The organism is Phenylobacterium soli, assembly GCF_003254475.1.
Classification (GTDB): domain Bacteria; phylum Pseudomonadota; class Alphaproteobacteria; order Caulobacterales; family Caulobacteraceae; genus Phenylobacterium; species Phenylobacterium soli.
Genome location: NZ_QFYQ01000002.1, coordinates 1 through 17244 on the forward strand (window position 1 = coordinate 1; position 17244 = coordinate 17244).

The following is a 17244-nucleotide window of genomic DNA, read 5'->3' on the forward strand; positions in this document are numbered from 1 at the left end:
TGCTCGTCCGGGAAGGCTTCGAAGAGTTCAATCAGGCTGTCGAAATGGCGGAGCATCGGGGCGGTCCTTGTCGATAGGCCCACTATGACTCAGCTCGGGGCGTGGGTCAATGATGTATATAGGTCCCTACGAGACAGCGCCAAGCAGGACATCGGTGAGCTGGTGCGGGCCGGATCAATTGGGTCGAGGCCGCCAACGGCCAGAAGTTCGCCTTCGTCTATTACCGAGAGACGCCGCTTGTCGGGACGGAGCGGGACGCTCGGGTGAGCCGTGACCTGGCGCGTCGGATCGCGGCGAACGTCGCTAAGCTGCCGGAGCTGTTAACGCGGAAGTGAATTGCGGTAACTCGATACCGCACGGTATCATATTACCATGCGACGCGTTCACCAAAGCACCTGCGCGCTGAACAGGTTCCCAGCCCACTGGCCTCAGCCGTGCGATTGCGAGGTCGCTACACGCGACAGACGATCAACTGCATCTGGGAGTCGTTGGGGTTATAGCCCGGCCGTGATCCTGCAAAGGTGGCTGGAGTTGCAGCTATGCCGGATGGCTCACGTACGAGAAAGCCTCGCCATCCCTGACCGCTACCGCCGGTCAATTGCCACGCTGATAGCTCAAGGTTTCCAGCGTGGTTGTAGCCAAGCAGAAAAGGCTCGACGGTTCTTGTCTTCCCCTTCGAAACGAACTGGATCACCCGCCGCGCCTCGATGAACGGGCGTATGCGCTGCTCGGCCGCGAGGTCCCTTATGAAGGGCGTCGGGGGCTTTGGCATCTTCGGCGGCTTGTAGCCCGATCCGCGCCCCTTACCGCCCGCCATGGCTCGCCGCATCGGCCCCTCCCGGTTGACCCGAGAGGCAGGTTCAACCCCCGCCACGGCGGGAGTCAATCGGCCGATTTGCAAAGTATATAATCGCCAGCGCTAGAACCCGCCACCCACGTTGTCGATGATCGTGGTCGGAGTGGTCGAAGTGCCGGCATAAGCCACGAGCTTAGCCGTCCCGGCTGTCGTGCCCGCAACCCACTGGATGCGCGCGAAGCCTGCACCGGGCGCTGTGCCGGGATCGGTGCCCTTCGGCATCTTCTGAACACCCGCGCCCGGCCAGATGGCTTGCTCGACGCCAGCGGTGATGATCGACGGAGAACCCGACGCGCCGCCGACGCCTGAGGTCCCATCGGCGCGATTGGGGTTGACGGTCGGGTTCGTTGTGGTGGAGGCCGAGTTCTTGAGCTGCGCCGCGTTGACGTTGTTGCCGAAGATGGCGCCGGCGGACTGAATGACGCCGCTGGAGGTGATCGATGTGCCGCCGACAGTCAGGCTGTCGGAAATCATCCCCGTAGCCGTGGCCCCGCTGGTGTTGTTCGCTGTGGTGACGCCCGAGATGTTAACCCAGCCCTGCGAAGCGGTGGCATAGCCCCACGCCCCGTTGCCAGTGGCCGTCGTATTCGCGACCGAGGCCTGCCCACCCTCGTACGCCTGCACCCCATCGTTCCCATTGCCGGTGAAGATGGAAGTGGACCCGCCGTAGAAGTGACCACCAACCTCGACGTTCACGCCGTCCACGGCGTTACCGGACGAAATCATGGTCGCGACAGAAAGCGAGCCACCGAGGCGTGCGTGGTAGCCGCAGTTGGTGCAGCTCGACACCGCAACTACCCCGTCCGAGTTCAGTTGCGAGTTCTGGAGGCCATTGATGCCGTTGTAAAAGCCGCTGACGCCTAGGACCGTCTTGATGTAAACGCGGTCCACATCGTCATTGGCGATGCCGAGCGTATTGGCTGTGCCGTCGCCCACTACAGCGCACTTGTCGAGATTGAGGGTCGAGGAACCGCCCCACACGCGCAGCCCGTCGCAGCCGGTGAACTTCAGGATCGACTTCAGGACGGTGACGGTCGCGACCACGTTCCCCGAGGGAGCGGCCGAGGCGCGGTGCGTCGAACTGATGGTGATGCGGGTGTTGACCGCATCCACATTCGTCACCTTCCAGCAGCCCGCCAGGTAGGTCGGATTCGTGCCGCCGGATGGGGCCGAGATCACCACATAGTCGTTGGCCGCGATATTCGCGACCGAATTGACGTTGAGGACGACAGACCATGCACCCGAAGAACCCGACGACGACTGAACCGACGAGGTGGTTTTCGTGTAGGTGTTCTGGCCCGAAATGAAGATGCTGTGGCCGCCCTGGTTCTGATACAGGATGGGCGACGTCATAGTCTGAACGCCATCCAGCAGCGTCAGGTTGATCACCGCGCTGGGTGTCACCACGAACCTGTTGATGGCGGTGACGGCGGCGGCCAAGTCAGAGAAATCCCCGCCAACTCCGACCGTGTAGGTCAGGTTCCCGGTCTTGACCGCGCTGGCGGCGCCGCGCGCGCGCTGATCAATGCCGCGCATCAGGCGAACTTCACAGTCTGGCCGGAGCCGGCGGCGATGAGGAACTGGTTGGGCGCTGACCCCAGGATTGGCAGCGTCGAGACGCCCGCCGCGGTTGAGACGCCCGAGGCGTTGATGATCGCTCGGCAGTCCTGGTCTGCGGTGACGATGAAGGCCCGCGTGGTCGCGGCGAGGGAGACCGTAGACGCCGTGGTCGTCGTGGTCGTCACATCCGCGGGCCAGGTGACTTCACCGGCGGCGTTCGGGGAGAGCGAAAATTCGAAGACGGTGATGTTTGCCATGGACGAATGATCGCCCGAGGCCACCACTGCTCAGCGGAACGCGGTTACGGGATGGTCGCCGTAAACGTCCCCATCGAGCCCCAATTGTAGGCGCCATTTGCCGTCGCCAGCGCCTGTTGCGCCTGCGCCAGATCGGTGTAGCTCGCGGTGAGCTTCAGGTTGATCCAGCGAAGCAGGCGTTCGTTAAAATGTCCCACTGGAAGGCTCTTGCCATCAAACAGCGCGTGCCAGTCGCCCTCATAGGTCAGGGCGGTCCCAGTGACGGCGCGCACGCTCGCCTGGCGAAGACCCTGCTGGCTCATCAGACGGCCACTTGCGGCTGCGGGTCGTAGGGAAGCGCGTAGAGCTTGGCCTGCGTCTCCTGCGCCTTCAGACCAAGCTCCTGCTGCTTGAGCTGCGCCTGCATCTGAGCCCGTTGTGTCTCGCCCTGGTCCTGCATCTGCGCCGTCGAGGCTTCGATCTGCGCGACGGCGATCTTGGTCTGATCGACCGGCGGCTGTTGCGGGCCTTGCGGCTTGGGCTGGGCGGCCGATTGGGCGATCTGGTCGATGGCCGTGTCGATCACGTCCTCCAGCTCTCGGCCGGCGCGGAACTTCCTGACGCCGGCCTTGACGACCGCAGCGGCCACCGGTGCAAGCGCGGGCTGCGCCTCCACGGCCGGTCCCCATTGCTGCACCATCTGGCCAAGCGCGCCGATGAACTCCACGAACTGCGCCTTCTCCTGCTGCTCGTTCGGCTCGACGGTGGAATCCGTCTCGATGTCGATGCGGAACTGGCGAAGGGCGTTGTTGCGCAGGAGCGCCGTCACGTCCTCCCACGAGGGCGAGCGCAGAACCTGTTGCAGCGCGTCGGGGATCTCGGGTTGAGGCGGCGGCGGCTGGCCCGTAGCCTGAGCCTGCATCACCGCCTGCTGGTACTGCATCGCACCCTGCTGGATGGTGAGCTGCGCCTGCTGCTTGTCGGCGTTGGTCGGAAGCTGTACGCCGGTCATCTGCTTGAGCGTGTCCGGGTCGAACTTCTCCGCGATCACCTGGCCCTTGATGCGCAGGATGTCCCGCGCGAACCGCATCATCTCAAGCTGGCGGTCGCGGATGCGCAGCGTGCCCCACTGGCCCTTCAGCGCTTCCGCCGTCGCCGTGGCGCGCGGGTCGTTCATGCCGCGCAGGATGTCGGCAATGCCGGTGATCTGGTAGACGTCGTTGATGAGCTGGGCGCGCTGATTGATCAGCGCCTGAAGCGCACTGACCACGAGGTCGATGGGGAACCAGTCGATCTTGCCCCGAATGCCGCCGTCTTCCTTCAGGCTCACCCAGTCCGGAACCGGGATGAGCATGTTGCTGTCGGAGTTCAGCAGGTTGTTGAGGTTGTTCTTCTGGTCGCCGGCATAGAAGCCCCGAACCTTCAAGGCGTCCTGAAGGTGGGCGATGCGGGCGGTGAGCTTGTCGATCTCCTGCGCCTGGTCCTGGTAGAGCGCGAAGTCGGGGACCGGGATGGTGCTGTCATTGCCCGTGGTTCCCAGCAGGGGGCGCGGGCACGGGAAGAAGCCGTCAAGCTCCAGCGGATCGTCGCGGACGTCGAGCGGGGCCTCGCTGAACGACTTGGATATCCAGTAGACCTTCTCCTCGGACTTGCACCAGATCTCGTAGACGGCGGCCTTCTTGGAAAGCTCGGCGTCATCGACGGTCTTGGCGTCGCCCTTGGCGTTGCGAACGCCCCAGTCCAGCGGGATGCGCTTGCCGAGGTCTTCCCCGAAGCGCTCGATGAGTTGCGAGCGGTTCAGGTAGACGCGGCGCCAGACGTAATCCACTTCGTCCCACGTCCGCGCGACCGAGTGACCGAAGTCCTCCCAGTTCACGTAGTCGGTGACGCTCTCCTCGTAGACCACGGGCTCGTAGGGCTCGCCCTCGGCGTAGGCTGAGCCATCCTCGCGGAACTTCACCTGTTCCGGGTCGTAGGTCGTGCCGTTCTCGTCGGTGTAGAGGCGCTCGGGCTGGTCGTCGTCGGTGGACTCGCCCTCGTCCTCATCGCCATCCCCCGAGGTAACGACCTGAAGCTCGATCTCCGGCGTGACCATCGGGCCATGCGTCGGGACGTAGCGCTCCCAGGTCTGGCCACGGGCCACCAGAACGTAATCGAGGCTGCACTGGCGAAGCCGACCGTCCAAGTCCTGGCAGTCGATGGAATAGGCGATAGCCCGCTCAAGGATCTCCGACGCCGCACGCGCTACCGGGTCAGCGTCACCGAACCGGCGAGACACGACCGGCTGCGGAGGGCGCGCATAAACCGCCGGCTGGATGGTCTGGGTGTTCGACCACAGCATGGCGAAGCGCCGCTGGTCGGTGTCCGCGCGGTTGTCCTGCTTGTAGCGCTGGACGATCTTGCGGGCTCTCGTAAGCCACTTCTGCTGGGCCTTCTCCGACAGCGTGAGTTCCGCGATCCACTTTCGGGCGCACTGGGCGTCCTTCAGCTTCTTGGCGGGGTCTTCGGCTTGTTGGTCGGGCGCGGCTTGGGCCATGGTGCGAGACTAGGCGACCATGGCGGTTGCTCAGCGGGACGCTTGCCCCTTCACCGCCTTGACGAGGGCCTGCTTCTTGGCCTCGTCTGCGGAGACGAACTCCTGGCCGACCTTCTGCGGGATACCAGCCTTCTTGGCGAACGCCGGATCGTGGGCGACCGCCTCCATTAGCCGGTGTTGCGCGGGGCTCTTAGACGGCAACCGCCCGCCTCAGCATCGGCGTGATGTCGGCCTGGCGCTCCTGCTTCACGCGCTGGCGGATTTCCTGTGCGGCGACGTCCTCGCTGGAGAACCGCTCCCGGGTCCTGACCCAACCGCCGAACTTGGCGCCGCAGAAGTATTCGATGGCGTACATGCCATGAGGATGGCTCTGGGTAGTGGGCGCTCAGTCGGGCGCTAAATCCTCTCCGACGCCGGCTTGTTCAGCGTCTGTAGCGCCTCGTTGAAGGTCATCTGCGAAATCCCCCTAGCCTCGCCTTGGGGCTTGTCCTCGGGTGGGACGATGGCGGGGTGGGCCAGTGAAATGGCCAGGCCGATGATCGCGCCGCAGTCCACCTCTTCGTCGTGCGCGCCGGCCGGGAAACGGGAATACTCCTCGATCACAGCGTCCCCCATCGGTCCCTCGGGTATCCAGACCATCTGGAGCGCGCACATGCCCTGGAAGCTCTGCGCCTTGGTCGCCTTGCTCGCGCCGTGCGGGCTGATCGGCTCGATGCGCGTGCGGACGTTCTTGGCCCGCATCTGCTGGACGATGAACGGCTCGGCCGCCTTGTAGTTGTTGTCGTCCTCGGGGAACCACGCAAACGGCTCGTGCGCCTTGATGAGGCCGATGATGGCTTCAGCGGTCTTGTCCATCTTCTGCACGGCGTTGAAGCCGTCGAGCAGCCAGAGATTGCCGTCCGGGTCCATGCCCCACACTCGCGCCACGTTCGGGTCGCTGTCGGCCCCATCGGTCGGGGCATGGTCGGAGGTGATGTACTTCCGCAGGTGCTTGGGCTGCTCTCCGGGCCGGTAGCGTCTGCGCTCGTAGGTCTTCGCCCCGAGCCCCGGAATGTCCACCGTGCCGCCGTCGAACCACGCCTTGTAGAAGTAGGTTCCCTCCCCCGGCGAAGGGCTTTGCTGGAACAGCGCAGCCCAGGTCCGCGCCACAGCTCGGAACGGCGCCCAGTGATCGGCGGTGAACCATTCCGTCCAGAGCATCTGGCCGATCTTGCGGCCGAGCGGGTCATCTGGCCGGTCGGCCTCGGCCGGGATGCGCAGCACCTCCCAGACCTGACCATCGCGGCAGAGGATCGGGCCGCTCTCGCCGTCGTACTCTGGCGGCAGGATAGATCCCGCCAGGTCCGCAGAATGCCAGCGGGTCTGAATGAGCACCACCCGGCCACCCGGCTTGAGACGGGTCAGGATGCTATCTTGGTACTCGGCCTTGGTCCGCTCGCGGATGATCTCGGAGTCGGCCTCCTGACGGCCCTTGATCGGGTCATCAATGACGATCAGGTCGGCGCGGTTGCCGGTGATGCCCGACAGGATGCCGCCGCCCATGAACTCGTTTTCGTTGTCCAACGCCCACTCGTCGGCCGCGCTGCTCTCAGGCGACAGGCCGGTCCCGAAGACCTCGCGAAAGACAGGCTGCTTCAGGATCGAGCGCGCCCGCCGGCCGATCTTGCGCGCCAGATCCGAGGCATAGGTCGCGACGATCACGTTGCGCCGCTTCTGGCGGCCCATGAACCAGACCGGGAACACCACGGAGGCGTAGGTCGATTTGGCGCTCCCTGGCGGCATGAACACCATCAGGCGCTTGAGATCGCCGCGCTCCACAGCCTCCAGCTTGTCGATCAGCAGTTGGTGGTGCGCCGCCTGCGGGCGCTCAATCGGCCGGAACGCCAGCGTGTCGCTATCTGGGTCTTCATCGACCGGAGCGCCGGGTATCTCGATGAGGCCGCAGAAGTCCGCCAGGTTGCGCCGGGCCAGCTCGCATTGAGCCGCCCGTACGTCAGCCGCGGTGGGCTGGAATGCTAGCGAGGGCACGGAGTTGTTCGTCTGTCAGGGCCGACACGTCCAGACGGGTCTCAGAGCGGATCGGGCCTCCGTCCGGGCCGGTGTGCTCCGCCGTGATTTTATCCCCGTACCGCCTCGGGTCCCACTTCGCGAGCAGCTTGAGGTCGGTCTCGATGATGAGCTTGTCCCGCTGAGTGTCGCCGCTGCTGTCGCCGCCCTCGCCCTCTCCCTTGCCTCGCGCCGTTAACCGCGCCCGCTCTGCTATGGCATCAAACCCCAAATCCCTCGCGCGCGCGTGCGCGATCTCTAGGGTTTGGTCGCCTCGACACCACTCTCTCCATGTCGTGTAGTGAATGCCGACGTCCTGGCAAATCGAGGTCAGCGGCTCGCCCAAAGATAGGCGGCCCAAGATCTGCTGCTCTAGCTGCTTCGTGCGCTTAGACATTCGCCCAGCGCCCATAGGCATCCGGATCTGCCGCGTAGCACTGTCTCATTTTGAGGAGCACGCCGGCTGCCCTTGTGGGACGGTCTCGTTCCCTCCAGAACCGCAACATCCATTCCAGCGTGTCGATGACAAGATCTTCGCGCGTTAGCTTCCCGGGCCCATGGGGCTCCTTGCCAAGAAACCTCCGCACCGCCCGCCTACCGTTTTCGCTTCGAACCTCGGGCGGGCAGTACGGCTCATCCCCGCCGTCAGCCACGTTCAACAAACGCGCCCCGCGCGCCCTAGCCTCGGATATCAGGCGCCGCTCTGCCTCTCGCCAATCACCGGCGCATTCTTCGATGATGACCAGGGCTGGTGAGCGGCCACTAGCGCGCAGTTTCTTCATCCAGTCGTAAAGCGGCGTTCTTCGGCGATCCATGTCTCGGAGGTGACTTCCAAAACGCTGCGTCGCGTCATTGGCCTTGCCGATGTAGCGAAGCTCTCCCGTCACCGGATCGGTCAGGCCGTAGATCACCGGCCTTCCTACCTTTGCCTTAGGGGGTTTGGTCATGCAGCCCCCATCGGAAAACCAAATCCGGGGTAGATGCCTTGAAGCGTGCCGTCCACCTCTAGCTCAAACAGTACTTCCATCATGGGCGCGTAGGCGGCGCGGCGCTCCTCGTCGGAGTGCTTGGCCAGCAGATGGTGCGCGATCACCATGCGGGTAACGGCCGTGGCCTGAGCATCAGTGAGGCTGTCTAGCGCTTGCTCGTGTTCGAACCGGAGCGCTGCGATGCGCGGGTCTTCGTCGCTCTTCTTCGACTCGGCTCTCACGGCTTCATCCCCTGCTGAGCCGTGACGACCCGCTGAGCCCAGAGGTCGTCCAGCTTCGTGCGGAGTGCGGTCACGAGGTCGGCGGCGCTGTCGTGGTCTCCCCGGCCCTGCCGGATGGCGACCTCGGGAAGAACCTTGATTACCGTCTCGTGGAAGAGTTCGAGGTAGGTTGGATGGTCCATGGGATGCTCTCTCGATGGATTATCGCTGGCCGGCGACGGCTCTCAGTGGATGGCTAGTCTCGCTACGGCGGATCTGCTCGACGTTGCGGCCGGCAAGCATGGTGGAAGGTCCGCACTTCATGAGCGCCTCGGCCATCTCTCGCAGCGCCTTGACGCACTCGTTCACGCCGATGTCGCTCAGGGCGTAGCCGGAGCTTTCATCGTCCTCGCCGGTGTCGAGGCTTTCCGCCTCCATGATTTCCCTCAGGAACCGGATGCGCTCCTGGATGGCGCCCTTTGTCGGGGGGCGGTGGGAGTTGAGAAGCTTGGCCAGGTCGCGCGTCAGGATCATGGTTCCCGGCCGCTCGTAGAGCAGAACCAGGATGTCCGCGTGCTCGTCAGCCACGCCGAAGTAGTCGCAGAAGGCGGCTCTCAGAAGCTCTCGACTGATGCCGTGAATGATGCGGGTCACGGGTCGGGGTTCCTTACGTGGGGCTCGGCAGTGGGCTATTCTCCCGCCAGCAGTTGGAGGTATCGGGCGAAGCGGTTGCGGTAGCTGTCCGCCCGATGGGTCGGCACGCGGCGCAGCTCCTTGGTTCGGTCCTTGGGGTTCCTTCCCAGGTGGAAGTGGCCGCAGACCGCGCAAAGGTAGGTGTTCAGCCGGTTCGACTCCCCGCGGCGCTCGATGACCCGGCGCTTCGCTGCATCCGCCTCAGCGCGGGTCTGATACCCGATCTTGCCGAGACAGCCGGCCGTGCTCTTCGCCGGATCGTGCGGGGTGTTGCGTCGGGCCATTCAGGGGGTTTCCTTGGTGGGCTCGGGGGTGGGATTTATGGCCTCTTAGGGAGCGCAGCGGGGACGCGTTCTGCGCTCCCACCACGCTCCTTGCGATCTGGATTAGATACGGCTAAGGCGCCCGCGGGCCATTTCCCGGCCAACACAAGGCCAGCAGGCAAAGGATCACGAGCGCCGCAACCATCTCAGGCGGTCAGCTCGCGCAGGCGGGAGGAGACACGGGCCGCTCGCTGGGCCTCGTATTGGTGATCGGCGCTCTTGGCCGCGACCTTCTCAGCCCGAGCCTTCAGCTCTTGTTCTTCCTCGGAAAGCCGCTCCGTGGCCTTCTGGTTGAACTGGACGACGCTTTCGGCGCGCTGAGCCGCCGTCTCAATGCCCTTGATCGCGTGAACGACCTTCGTGGGTTGCCAAAACAGCGCGATGATCTCGGAGAGCGTGGGAAGACGAAACATAACGATTTCCTTATGTGGTTTCAGGGGGTACGCGGTTACTCGATCCCGCACCGCCGCAGCACGTCGGCTTGGGCGGGTGTGAGATCCCCTTCCGGCCGCACACAGCGGCTGGCGTGGGTCAGGGTCTGCCGGCGCATGGCGCCCTTCTGCTTGGCGGCTTCCTCGGACAGGGTTCCGGCGAGGCCGCGGGCCATATCCGCGACGGCGCGGCGCTGCTCCTCGGCGTTCGTGCCTCGGCGGGCCATGTCGGCTTGAACACGCTCGCGCTGCTGGGTCTGCGAGGAAAGCTCGACCACGCGCCGGGCGCGCTGGTAGCGTTGCAGGGCGCGGCTCGGGGTGCGAAGGGCCAGCTCGCGCAGCTCTCCGGGCTTCGGGAGGAATTGGCTGTCGGAACGCTTGATCCACTCCCGCATCGCGGCCTCCAGGCTGGCGAGGGAAAGCCCGGTCAGGGCATCGTAGTAGTCGCGCCACCAGGCCGCCCACTCGCCTTCGTTTCGCTCGGGCTGCGGGTAGGTGGCGAACCGGCGCCCGACGACGGCGCGGATGCCTTCCTGGTCCGCCCGGCGCTCGGCTTGCTCCCGCAGGGCCGGCAGGATCTCCCGGCACTCCTCGCGAAGGGCGAGATAGCTGGCGATTTCCTGGCAGGCGTCGTCAGGGTTCCCATCCCGGTCCAGCAGCGCGCTCAGATGCGGCGAAGGCGCGAGCGTGGTTGGCTTGGCGGCGGGCGAACTTGTCGTCAGGGCGTTCATGGGCTTTTCGGGGCTTGCGTTCGGCGGCTCGGTCGAGCCAGCTCTGGAGCGTTCGTGACCAGTGGGAGTAGGGCCTGGCGAACTCGTATCGGCGGAACTTGGCCAGCTCGCGCTCGATCTCGCCGGGGGTGAAGCCCAGGTTCGCCGCATAGGCCATGTCGGCATCGGTTGGGTTCCAGTCATCCGGGACGAACCGCGACCGGCGATTGTTCGATTTCGAGCGAGCGGCCCCCTTGGGGGCAGAAACCGTAGGTTTCTTGGGGGTATCTTCCTCTTCCGAACGTAGTGAGGAAGAAGAAGTATCTTCTACGTGCGCGTCGCGAGGAGCCGTGTCCGCGGACGTCACGCCATGTCCATCAGTGTCCGCGTGACACCGCGTGACACCGCGTGACCTTTTCGCCCGCTGGCGGGCGGCGTCCTTGGCTCTACGGGCCTCAAGCCGCACGTCATCAGCCTCGGCGTAGGCGCGGACAACGGCGAGGATCACCTCTTTCGAGGCGCCAGACTTCTCCAGCGCGTCTAGGGTCTCCAGCAGTGTCACTTGGCCACCGCCATGGGCTGGCCCTTGGCCATCCTCGCCTTGTGCGCGCGGATGCCATGCAAGACCGTCGTGTGGTCTCGGCCCCCGAAGAAGGCGCCGATCTGCGACGTCGAGAAGTGGCCGGTCCCGTAGATCAGGGCGTAGGCCCGTTGTCGGGCGTGGGCGATGCGCTTGTGCCGATCCTGGCCACGCAGTTCCTCCAGTGGAACGCCACTCTCCTCAGCCACGATCTCCGCGATGTCGCGCATTTTAGGCTTGGTCGGAGCATCGGGAGCGGTCGCCATCCAGAACCACAGCTTCTTGCGCTCAACCCTTTCGGCAGCAGGCAAGCGCTGGCGCTGAAGTGCGAAGGCGATATTGCGCAGCGTCTGGGCCGTGGAGTCCGTGCTCGTCTCATGGGCCAGAACGCCGGCCGCACGGGCGATAAGCGCGCGGATCTGGTCCGGCGCCATGTCCATCAGGAAGTCGTTGGACGTGTCGTTAGCGGCGATCATGCTGCCACCCGCACAAAAGCTGGGATCGTCAGCACGGGGAAGCCCGCACCAGCCGGCTTGCCCGGAGCATCTGCCCGCAGAACGGCGCGGCAGTGCCCGAAGTGATCGGGCTCCCGGTTGGGCTCCTGCACCAGCGCGTCCTTGCGTTTCTCATCGTCCGCGCGCTCACGGGCGGCTGTGTAGGGGCCACCCAGCATCGCCTCCAGCGTCAGGCGGATGCGAGGCTCGCCGCGCTCAAGGCGGCGGGCCATGTAGGTGACGCTGCGGCGCTCCTCGACAAACTGTCGGAGAGCCGCCAGCTCGGCGGCGCCAGTCAACGGGCGCGGTTTGTAGACAGCCCTTGTCATGCTGCGATCCGTGCTTTGGGGTGATGGCCGAGCGGGCGAAGCCAGGCCTCAAGCGTGCCCTCGACCTCGACTAGGGAGCGGCACTCAGCCCACAGGCAGGCGAAGGAGCGCACCTTGTCGCGGAAGGCTTCCTGGGGTTCGCTGAGGCGGCCCTTGCCGGCCTTGAGTTCGATGAACGCCGCCTGCCCGGTCGGCAGGATGATCACGATGTCGGGGACCCCAGCCTTGACGCCCATGGCCTTGAGGATGCCGCCAAGGCGCGCGCCGCGGTTGCCCGAGGCGTTGGGGGTGTGCCACCAGATCAGGCCGGGATAGGCCCGGTCGATGTAGCGTGCGACGGCGAGCTGCAAATCCTGCTCAGGCCGACGACGGGTCTTCTTCTCCCTCTCAGCCTGCTCACACAAGGCCTTCAGGGGTGAGGATAGGATCTCGTGGGTCATGCGGCCTCCGATTGGGTTTGGAGGCTTTCCAGGATCGCGCGGCCGATCAGCTCGGGGATTTGCGGGACGACTGCGTTTCCGAGGGCCTTAAGTCGGTCCACCCGGTGGGGAACCCCATCAGCCACTCGACCCAAGGCGGGTTCAACTGCCCAGACTCCCCTTCCCGCAACAGCTCGCCGACGAGCGAAGCCCGCTCGATCTGCGACGGCGGAAAGGTCGAGTTCTTGGAGTCGTTCACCGTTGGTGTCGTCCAAAACCGGACCCACCTGCTCAGCGTTACCGTCTTGTTCGTCTCGAAGTTGAGGACTTCCGAGCTGGTCGATTCCCGCTCGATGTGATCCGAAGCCGTGGGCGTCGGAACCGAATGCGTCGGCTTGCGCGTCAGCCCCAACCGGAACGCGGGTGTTCCGCTCAAAGGCTTCAGGAAGTCCCGCGGCGAGCGCCCGCCGGAACGCATCGCCCTTGCTTTCGTGTTGCTCGCCTCTGGGGTAGGCAACAATCCAGATGCGATCTCTTTGGTGAGGGGCGCCAACGGCAGACGCAGGAATGCAGTCCCACTCCGCATCGTACCCGAGCGCGGCCAGGTCTCCGAGAACGCGGTCGAGCCCTCGACCAAGCAGAGCTGCGACGTTCTCCACGATGAGGAGGCGCGGTCGAAGCTCGCGAACCAGTCGGGCGATCTCGCTCCAAAGTCCAGAACGCTCACCCTCAATGCCCTCGGCGTCAGGGTTGGCGTTGCTGATGTCTTGGCAGGGGAAGCCGCCGCAGATGACATCGACGGCAAATCCATCGGCAGCAAGGCGTTCTGCGGAGAGGGTTCGCACGTCATCGTAGCAAGGGACCTCGGGCCAATGCTTCGCCAGCACGCGCCGGCAGAAGGGTTCGATCTCGCAGAAGGCGACCGTCTCGAAGCCGCCGGTTCGCTCCAGGCCCAGCGAGAAGCCGCCGATGCCGGAGAACAGGTCAAGGACGCGAAGCTTCTTCACTTCCCCTTCCCCCTCCACCCGATCTCAGCAGCCAGCCGAGCATGAGTAAGTGCGAACTGTCCGTGTGCATGGACCTGAGGCCTGAACGCAGAGCAGACGAGGTTCTGGTAGTAGATGGAGCGCTTCTTGGCGGTGTAGGTGCGCCAGAAGGAGAGGAGGCGGCGAAGCATCGCTCAGGCTCCGAACAGGAGGGCACCGATCACGACCGGCCATAGCAGCGGCGAGAGCGGCGTCACGAGGAGCCCGGTCCGAAGGTCGTCGTCGTTGGCGCGACCAACCATGCCGCCGACCATCACCAGCCAGACGACGCAGGAAATTCCGTAGGCGATCAGGAGCGCTTCCATGCGCCCTCCCCATTCCTCGCCGCGATCTTCAAGGCGTCGCGGGTTCGCCCCTTAGCTCGATGCCGACGCCGCTTCTGTTGAGCGGTCTGCCGGGTTAGTCAGGCCAAACGCCGAGGCGTTTCAGAGCCCATCGCTCAAGCGCGGCGCCTCGACCGCCGATCCTCGCCAGGATCAGCAAGGCCAGTCGCCAGATGCCGGTAGGCGGCCTGGGCGAGTTCTTCGTGTGCCTTGGCACGTTCCGCCTCCCTTGCGGCTTGGCGCATCTGTTCGCGGAAGAACGCGTGTACGGGTTCGCCGATCACGGCGCCGATCACCGGCAGGGCCAGCTCCCAGCCCCCGGCGCGGATGATCTTCGTGACCGTCGCGTCCGAGGCGTGACCCTTGAGAAGGTTCGCCGCCGTGGTCTTCGGAATGCCCCACGCTTTCGCTGCGTGGCCGCTCGTGTTCACCGGCCAGGTGCGCCGGGCATAGATCGCCAGCGCCTCCCGCAGGTCGCGCGAGAAGGGCAGAAGTTGCCCGTCGAGGTGCATGATGCTGTCCGCCGTCAGGGTCATAAGGGGCTCCTCAAACGGAGGCCGGAATGACCGGAGGTGATCGACAGACGACCGGACTTGAGTGCGCTCGCAGGCTCTTGCAGGAACTTATGCGAACGCAGGACGTGGAGACGCGGCGCAGCCTCTGGCGCGCGGCGGTGAGATATGCGGCGAGAGACCGCGATGAGCGGATGGCGGGACTGGCCCCTGGAGAGGTGAGCCAGCCCCGCCCGCGCGCAGGGATCGGGGGGGTTGCGCGCGAAAGTGTCGCGGAGTGAGGCGCTATGCTCAGCGCCAATCCGCGGTTCAGGAACAACGTCAATAAACCCCAGGTAATCGCGAATCGCGAGTTCCTGACGCCTGTTGTATTGATTTGGAACAACTTCCGTAGCGTTAAGATTAACGCGCTCGGAATGGTGTTGACGTACCCGTTTCAGGCGAGCCCTAATTCCCCAGGGGGACGAGTAAGCGGGGTGGCGCGTAATGCCCGAAGCGTCGGCGAGAGCTTCAGAGGAATTGCCCGAGGCCCATCCAAGCCTCGTGCTCTGGCGCGTCAGTGTGGAGTGCTTTCTGGCCTGCACGCCGCGAAAGCGATCCGACAAATTCCTCCGCATGATGGCCGAGAAGCTGGCCTCCGAGGAATCCCTCGCGACCGTGCTGGAACTCAGACCACTTCCGCAACGACCAGCCAGAGACAGGGCGCGCCGGCAGGCGCTGACGTTCTTCAAGCAGAACTTGCCGCTGTTTCTGGAGGTGATGCGGAGGCGCTGAGTCATTCAGGCGGCCTCGTCCGCAAGGTCGCCAAACACGAGCTTGATGGCGCTGACACCCGTCGCTCGCTGAAAGATGATGGCCTTGGGCGGCGTCGCCCTCTGGAGGCCCCGGCGAACCTCACTCACGTATGGCTTGCGGAAGCCGGTAGCCCGCGCCACCTGGGCGTCGGTCAGGCCATTCCAGAAGGCTTGGCTCTCGCGCACGGCGGCCGGCTTTTCGGGGGTCGCCGACGCAGCGATGTAGGCCTCAAGCGCCGCATCTGGCGCGAACCACTCTCCGCGCGTCCGGCAATGGGCGAACTGCTGGTGCAGCTCAGCCTCGCGCTCCTCGTCCCCCTCCTCGGAAACGACGAGACGCACTTCGCCGGGCGTGTCCGACTGGATCTTTGCCAGACGGCGCCACGGATCGGCGGCGTATCCGATCTTCACATAGCCACTTAGGCTATCGCGAATGACGTAGATCATTGGCGACCCGTCGGCATATGCCGGAGAACGTCTAGCGTCAGTTCCGGGTAGGCCTCCGACAGCTCCAGCCACGCTTCCCGAGGAAAACGATTGCGGTGCTTCCAGACGCGCACTGCCCCGACCGAACGGTTCGTCGCCGCGGCGATAGCCTGCACGCCTTTGTCTTCGATGAATTGCGAAGCGGTTCTAACCATCCCCGGCAGATTACCGGGGGTAATTTCTGTTGGCAATAGTCCCGCTTGCGACATTCCGCGCGCGAACGTCCCCCTCGGTAATCTCTCCGACCATGGCTAGAGAAGACACCTGGCGGAACGCGGTCGGCTCTTGGGGTCGCCTCAGGTGGGCGCGTAAGCGCAAGTGGGAGACGGCCAAGGATGCCGCCGCCTCTCTAGGCGTGAACGTCAACACCTACCGCGCCTATGAGCGCGAGCCGGACAGCTCCAAGCACACGCCGCTAGATCACCAGCACGCCATGCACTTCGCCAAGCGCATGGGCGTCCGGTGGGAATGGCTGCTTCTCGGCGAGGGCGCGCCCTGGCGGGACGAGGACGAGCGGCGCGAGAAGATCCTTGAGGCCTACGACGAGGCCACCGAGGACCGTAAGGCCGCTGTTGCCGACGCCATCGTTCGCCTGCTGAAGGCCGGCTAGCCCCCTTCCCATAACAAGGAATCGCGCGCGCGAGCGCTGCGTTACCGCGACGCAGCGCGTTACTTTTCCGAATTTCCTATTGCCAAGGCGCATTACCATCGGTAACGTCTCCCCATCGACAACGAGCCCCAAGGGGACAGACCGATGGGCGAAAGCTTCACCATCCGCCGCTTAGCGGCTTGGGCCTTCAAGGGCGACATCACGGTTCAGATTGAATGTGATCCGCTGGCGTCTCCGCCCGTGAAGCTTGGGCTCGCCGTGCGCGCTGCGGTGAAGTCCGGGGCCAACCTGTCCGGGGCCGACCTGTCCGGGGCCAACCTGTCCAGGGCCAACCTGTCCAGGGCCGACCTGTACGGGGCCAAGCTGTCCGGGGCCAACCTGTACGGGGCCGACCTGTCCGGGGCCGACCTGTCCAGGGCCAACCTGTCCGGGGCCGACCTGTACGGGGCCAACCTGTCCGGGGCCAACCTGTACGGGGCCAACCTGTCCGGGGCCAAGCTGTCCGGGGCCAACCTGTCCGGGGCCAAGCTGTCCGGGGCCAACCTGTCCGGGGCCAACCTGTCCATGGCCAACCTGTCCGGGGCCGACCTGTCCAGGGCCAACCTGTCCAGGGCCAACCTGTCCGGGGCCAAGCTGTCCGGGGCCAACCTGTCCGGGGCCAACAATCATATTCCTGAAAAGACGACGGCGCTGGCCGCACTGCCGTACCTTCGCGGGAAGATCCAAGCCTTCAAACTGGTGACGGCTGACGGCCAAAGCCCCATCCACCACAAGCGGGTCTCCTACCCCATCGGCAAGGTGGTGGAAGAGACCGACTGCGACCGAGACCCCAGCAACCACTGCGGCGCGGGTCTGAACGTGGCCGACCTGCCGTGGGTCCTGCGCGAATGGTCCGAGGGCCAGCGCATCCTCTTGATCGAACACACCGCGAAGGACATCGCCTGCATTCCGCATGGGACGGACGGCAAGTACCGCGTCTCCCGCCTCAAGGTGCTGCGCGACATCACCGACGAGCTGCGCGCGAACGGCGTATTCGGTCCCGTCAACGCTGAAGCCGAGACGGCCTAAGCC

Annotated in this window: 26 protein-coding genes; 3 read left to right on the forward strand and 23 right to left on the reverse strand. The window is 65.0% G+C overall.

Annotated elements, in window-relative coordinates; genetic code table 11:
* Positions 1-919 precede the first annotated feature (919 nt).
* The 22 genes from DJ017_RS17315 to DJ017_RS17395 form a co-directional block, all read right to left on the reverse strand.
* A complete protein-coding gene (locus DJ017_RS17315; protein WP_111530157.1) occupies positions 920-2392 on the reverse strand; it encodes a hypothetical protein in 1473 nt (490 codons plus the stop codon).
* Positions 2392-2673 (reverse strand): hypothetical protein, encoded by a 282-nt coding sequence (locus tag DJ017_RS20135; protein WP_133255483.1) that lies wholly within the window; start codon positions 2671-2673, stop codon positions 2392-2394. The genes DJ017_RS17315 and DJ017_RS20135 overlap by 1 nt, the downstream gene beginning before the upstream one ends.
* Positions 2674-2717: 44 nt before the next feature.
* Positions 2718-2975, reverse strand: coding sequence for a hypothetical protein (locus tag DJ017_RS17325; protein WP_111530159.1), 258 nt, complete (start codon positions 2973-2975; stop codon positions 2718-2720).
* On the reverse strand, positions 2975-5188 hold the full coding sequence (locus DJ017_RS17330; RefSeq protein ID WP_111530160.1) for a hypothetical protein: 2214 nt from the start codon (positions 5186-5188) through the stop codon (positions 2975-2977). Before DJ017_RS17330 ends, DJ017_RS17325 begins: the two co-directional genes overlap by 1 nt.
* Before the next feature lie 30 nt (positions 5189-5218).
* Positions 5219-5356 (reverse strand): hypothetical protein, encoded by a 138-nt coding sequence (locus DJ017_RS20495; RefSeq protein WP_165830693.1) that lies wholly within the window; start codon positions 5354-5356, stop codon positions 5219-5221.
* A gap of 22 nt (positions 5357-5378) precedes the next feature.
* A complete protein-coding gene (locus tag DJ017_RS20500) occupies positions 5379-5543 on the reverse strand; it encodes a hypothetical protein (RefSeq protein WP_165830694.1) in 165 nt (54 codons plus the stop codon).
* Positions 5544-5584: 41 nt separating this feature from the next.
* Entirely contained in the window at positions 5585-7216 is a 1632-nt protein-coding gene (gene terL / locus DJ017_RS17335; RefSeq protein WP_111530161.1) for a phage terminase large subunit, read from the reverse strand.
* Complete coding sequence (locus DJ017_RS20880; protein ID WP_227000235.1) at positions 7182-7631, reverse strand: terminase small subunit-like protein; 450 nt, start codon at positions 7629-7631, stop codon at positions 7182-7184. The genes terL and DJ017_RS20880 overlap by 35 nt, the downstream gene beginning before the upstream one ends.
* Positions 7624-8145, reverse strand: coding sequence for a GIY-YIG nuclease family protein (locus tag DJ017_RS20140; protein ID WP_133255484.1), 522 nt, complete (start codon positions 8143-8145; stop codon positions 7624-7626). The genes DJ017_RS20880 and DJ017_RS20140 overlap by 8 nt, the downstream gene beginning before the upstream one ends.
* 32 nt (positions 8146-8177) lie before the next feature.
* The gene (locus DJ017_RS17345; protein ID WP_111530163.1) at positions 8178-8444 is read right to left on the reverse strand and encodes a hypothetical protein; all 267 of its coding nucleotides are present in this window, start codon (positions 8442-8444) and stop codon (positions 8178-8180) included.
* The gene (locus DJ017_RS17350) at positions 8441-8626 is read right to left on the reverse strand and encodes a hypothetical protein (RefSeq protein WP_111530164.1); all 186 of its coding nucleotides are present in this window, start codon (positions 8624-8626) and stop codon (positions 8441-8443) included. The genes DJ017_RS17345 and DJ017_RS17350 overlap by 4 nt, the downstream gene beginning before the upstream one ends.
* 19 nt (positions 8627-8645) lie before the next feature.
* Positions 8646-9077 (reverse strand): hypothetical protein, encoded by a 432-nt coding sequence (locus tag DJ017_RS17355; RefSeq protein ID WP_111530165.1) that lies wholly within the window; start codon positions 9075-9077, stop codon positions 8646-8648.
* 35 nt (positions 9078-9112) lie between these two features.
* Complete coding sequence (locus tag DJ017_RS17360; RefSeq protein ID WP_111530166.1) at positions 9113-9400, reverse strand: hypothetical protein; 288 nt, start codon at positions 9398-9400, stop codon at positions 9113-9115.
* Between the two features lie 185 nt (positions 9401-9585).
* The gene (locus DJ017_RS17365; protein ID WP_111530167.1) at positions 9586-9852 is read right to left on the reverse strand and encodes a hypothetical protein; all 267 of its coding nucleotides are present in this window, start codon (positions 9850-9852) and stop codon (positions 9586-9588) included.
* Between the two features lie 35 nt (positions 9853-9887).
* Positions 9888-10601, reverse strand: coding sequence for a hypothetical protein (locus DJ017_RS17370; protein ID WP_111530168.1), 714 nt, complete (start codon positions 10599-10601; stop codon positions 9888-9890).
* Positions 10504-11142: a hypothetical protein gene (locus DJ017_RS20505; protein ID WP_165830695.1), complete on the reverse strand. Its 639-nt coding sequence runs from the start codon at positions 11140-11142 to the stop codon at positions 10504-10506. Before DJ017_RS20505 ends, DJ017_RS17370 begins: the two co-directional genes overlap by 98 nt.
* Positions 11139-11636: a helix-turn-helix domain-containing protein gene (locus DJ017_RS17375; RefSeq protein WP_111530169.1), complete on the reverse strand. Its 498-nt coding sequence runs from the start codon at positions 11634-11636 to the stop codon at positions 11139-11141. The genes DJ017_RS20505 and DJ017_RS17375 overlap by 4 nt, the downstream gene beginning before the upstream one ends.
* On the reverse strand, positions 11633-11953 hold the full coding sequence (locus DJ017_RS17380; protein ID WP_133255485.1) for a hypothetical protein: 321 nt from the start codon (positions 11951-11953) through the stop codon (positions 11633-11635). The genes DJ017_RS17375 and DJ017_RS17380 overlap by 4 nt, the downstream gene beginning before the upstream one ends.
* A gap of 26 nt (positions 11954-11979) precedes the next feature.
* Entirely contained in the window at positions 11980-12423 is a 444-nt protein-coding gene (locus DJ017_RS17385) for a VRR-NUC domain-containing protein (RefSeq protein ID WP_111530171.1), read from the reverse strand.
* Entirely contained in the window at positions 12420-13409 is a 990-nt protein-coding gene (locus DJ017_RS17390; protein ID WP_111530172.1) for a DNA cytosine methyltransferase, read from the reverse strand. The genes DJ017_RS17385 and DJ017_RS17390 overlap by 4 nt, the downstream gene beginning before the upstream one ends.
* Before the next feature lie 173 nt (positions 13410-13582).
* Entirely contained in the window at positions 13583-13753 is a 171-nt protein-coding gene (locus DJ017_RS20510; RefSeq protein WP_165830696.1) for a hypothetical protein, read from the reverse strand.
* Positions 13754-13887: 134 nt separating this feature from the next.
* The gene (locus DJ017_RS17395; RefSeq protein WP_111530173.1) at positions 13888-14307 is read right to left on the reverse strand and encodes a hypothetical protein; all 420 of its coding nucleotides are present in this window, start codon (positions 14305-14307) and stop codon (positions 13888-13890) included.
* A gap of 594 nt (positions 14308-14901) precedes the next feature.
* Here DJ017_RS17395 and DJ017_RS20515 point away from each other — a divergent pair.
* Positions 14902-15057, forward strand: a complete 156-nt coding sequence (locus tag DJ017_RS20515) for a hypothetical protein (protein ID WP_165830697.1) — start codon at positions 14902-14904, stop codon at positions 15055-15057.
* A 5-nt stretch (positions 15058-15062) separates the two neighbouring features.
* On the opposite strand, the gene DJ017_RS17400 is transcribed toward DJ017_RS20515, so the two are convergent.
* On the reverse strand, positions 15063-15524 hold the full coding sequence (locus DJ017_RS17400; RefSeq protein ID WP_111530174.1) for a GIY-YIG nuclease family protein: 462 nt from the start codon (positions 15522-15524) through the stop codon (positions 15063-15065).
* 286 nt (positions 15525-15810) lie between these two features.
* Between DJ017_RS17400 and DJ017_RS17405 the strand changes: the two genes are divergently transcribed.
* Positions 15811-16173: a hypothetical protein gene (locus DJ017_RS17405; protein WP_133255486.1), complete on the forward strand. Its 363-nt coding sequence runs from the start codon at positions 15811-15813 to the stop codon at positions 16171-16173.
* Between the two features lie 144 nt (positions 16174-16317).
* Positions 16318-17241 (forward strand): pentapeptide repeat-containing protein, encoded by a 924-nt coding sequence (locus tag DJ017_RS20885; protein ID WP_227000236.1) that lies wholly within the window; start codon positions 16318-16320, stop codon positions 17239-17241.
* Positions 17242-17244: the final 3 nt, after the last annotated feature.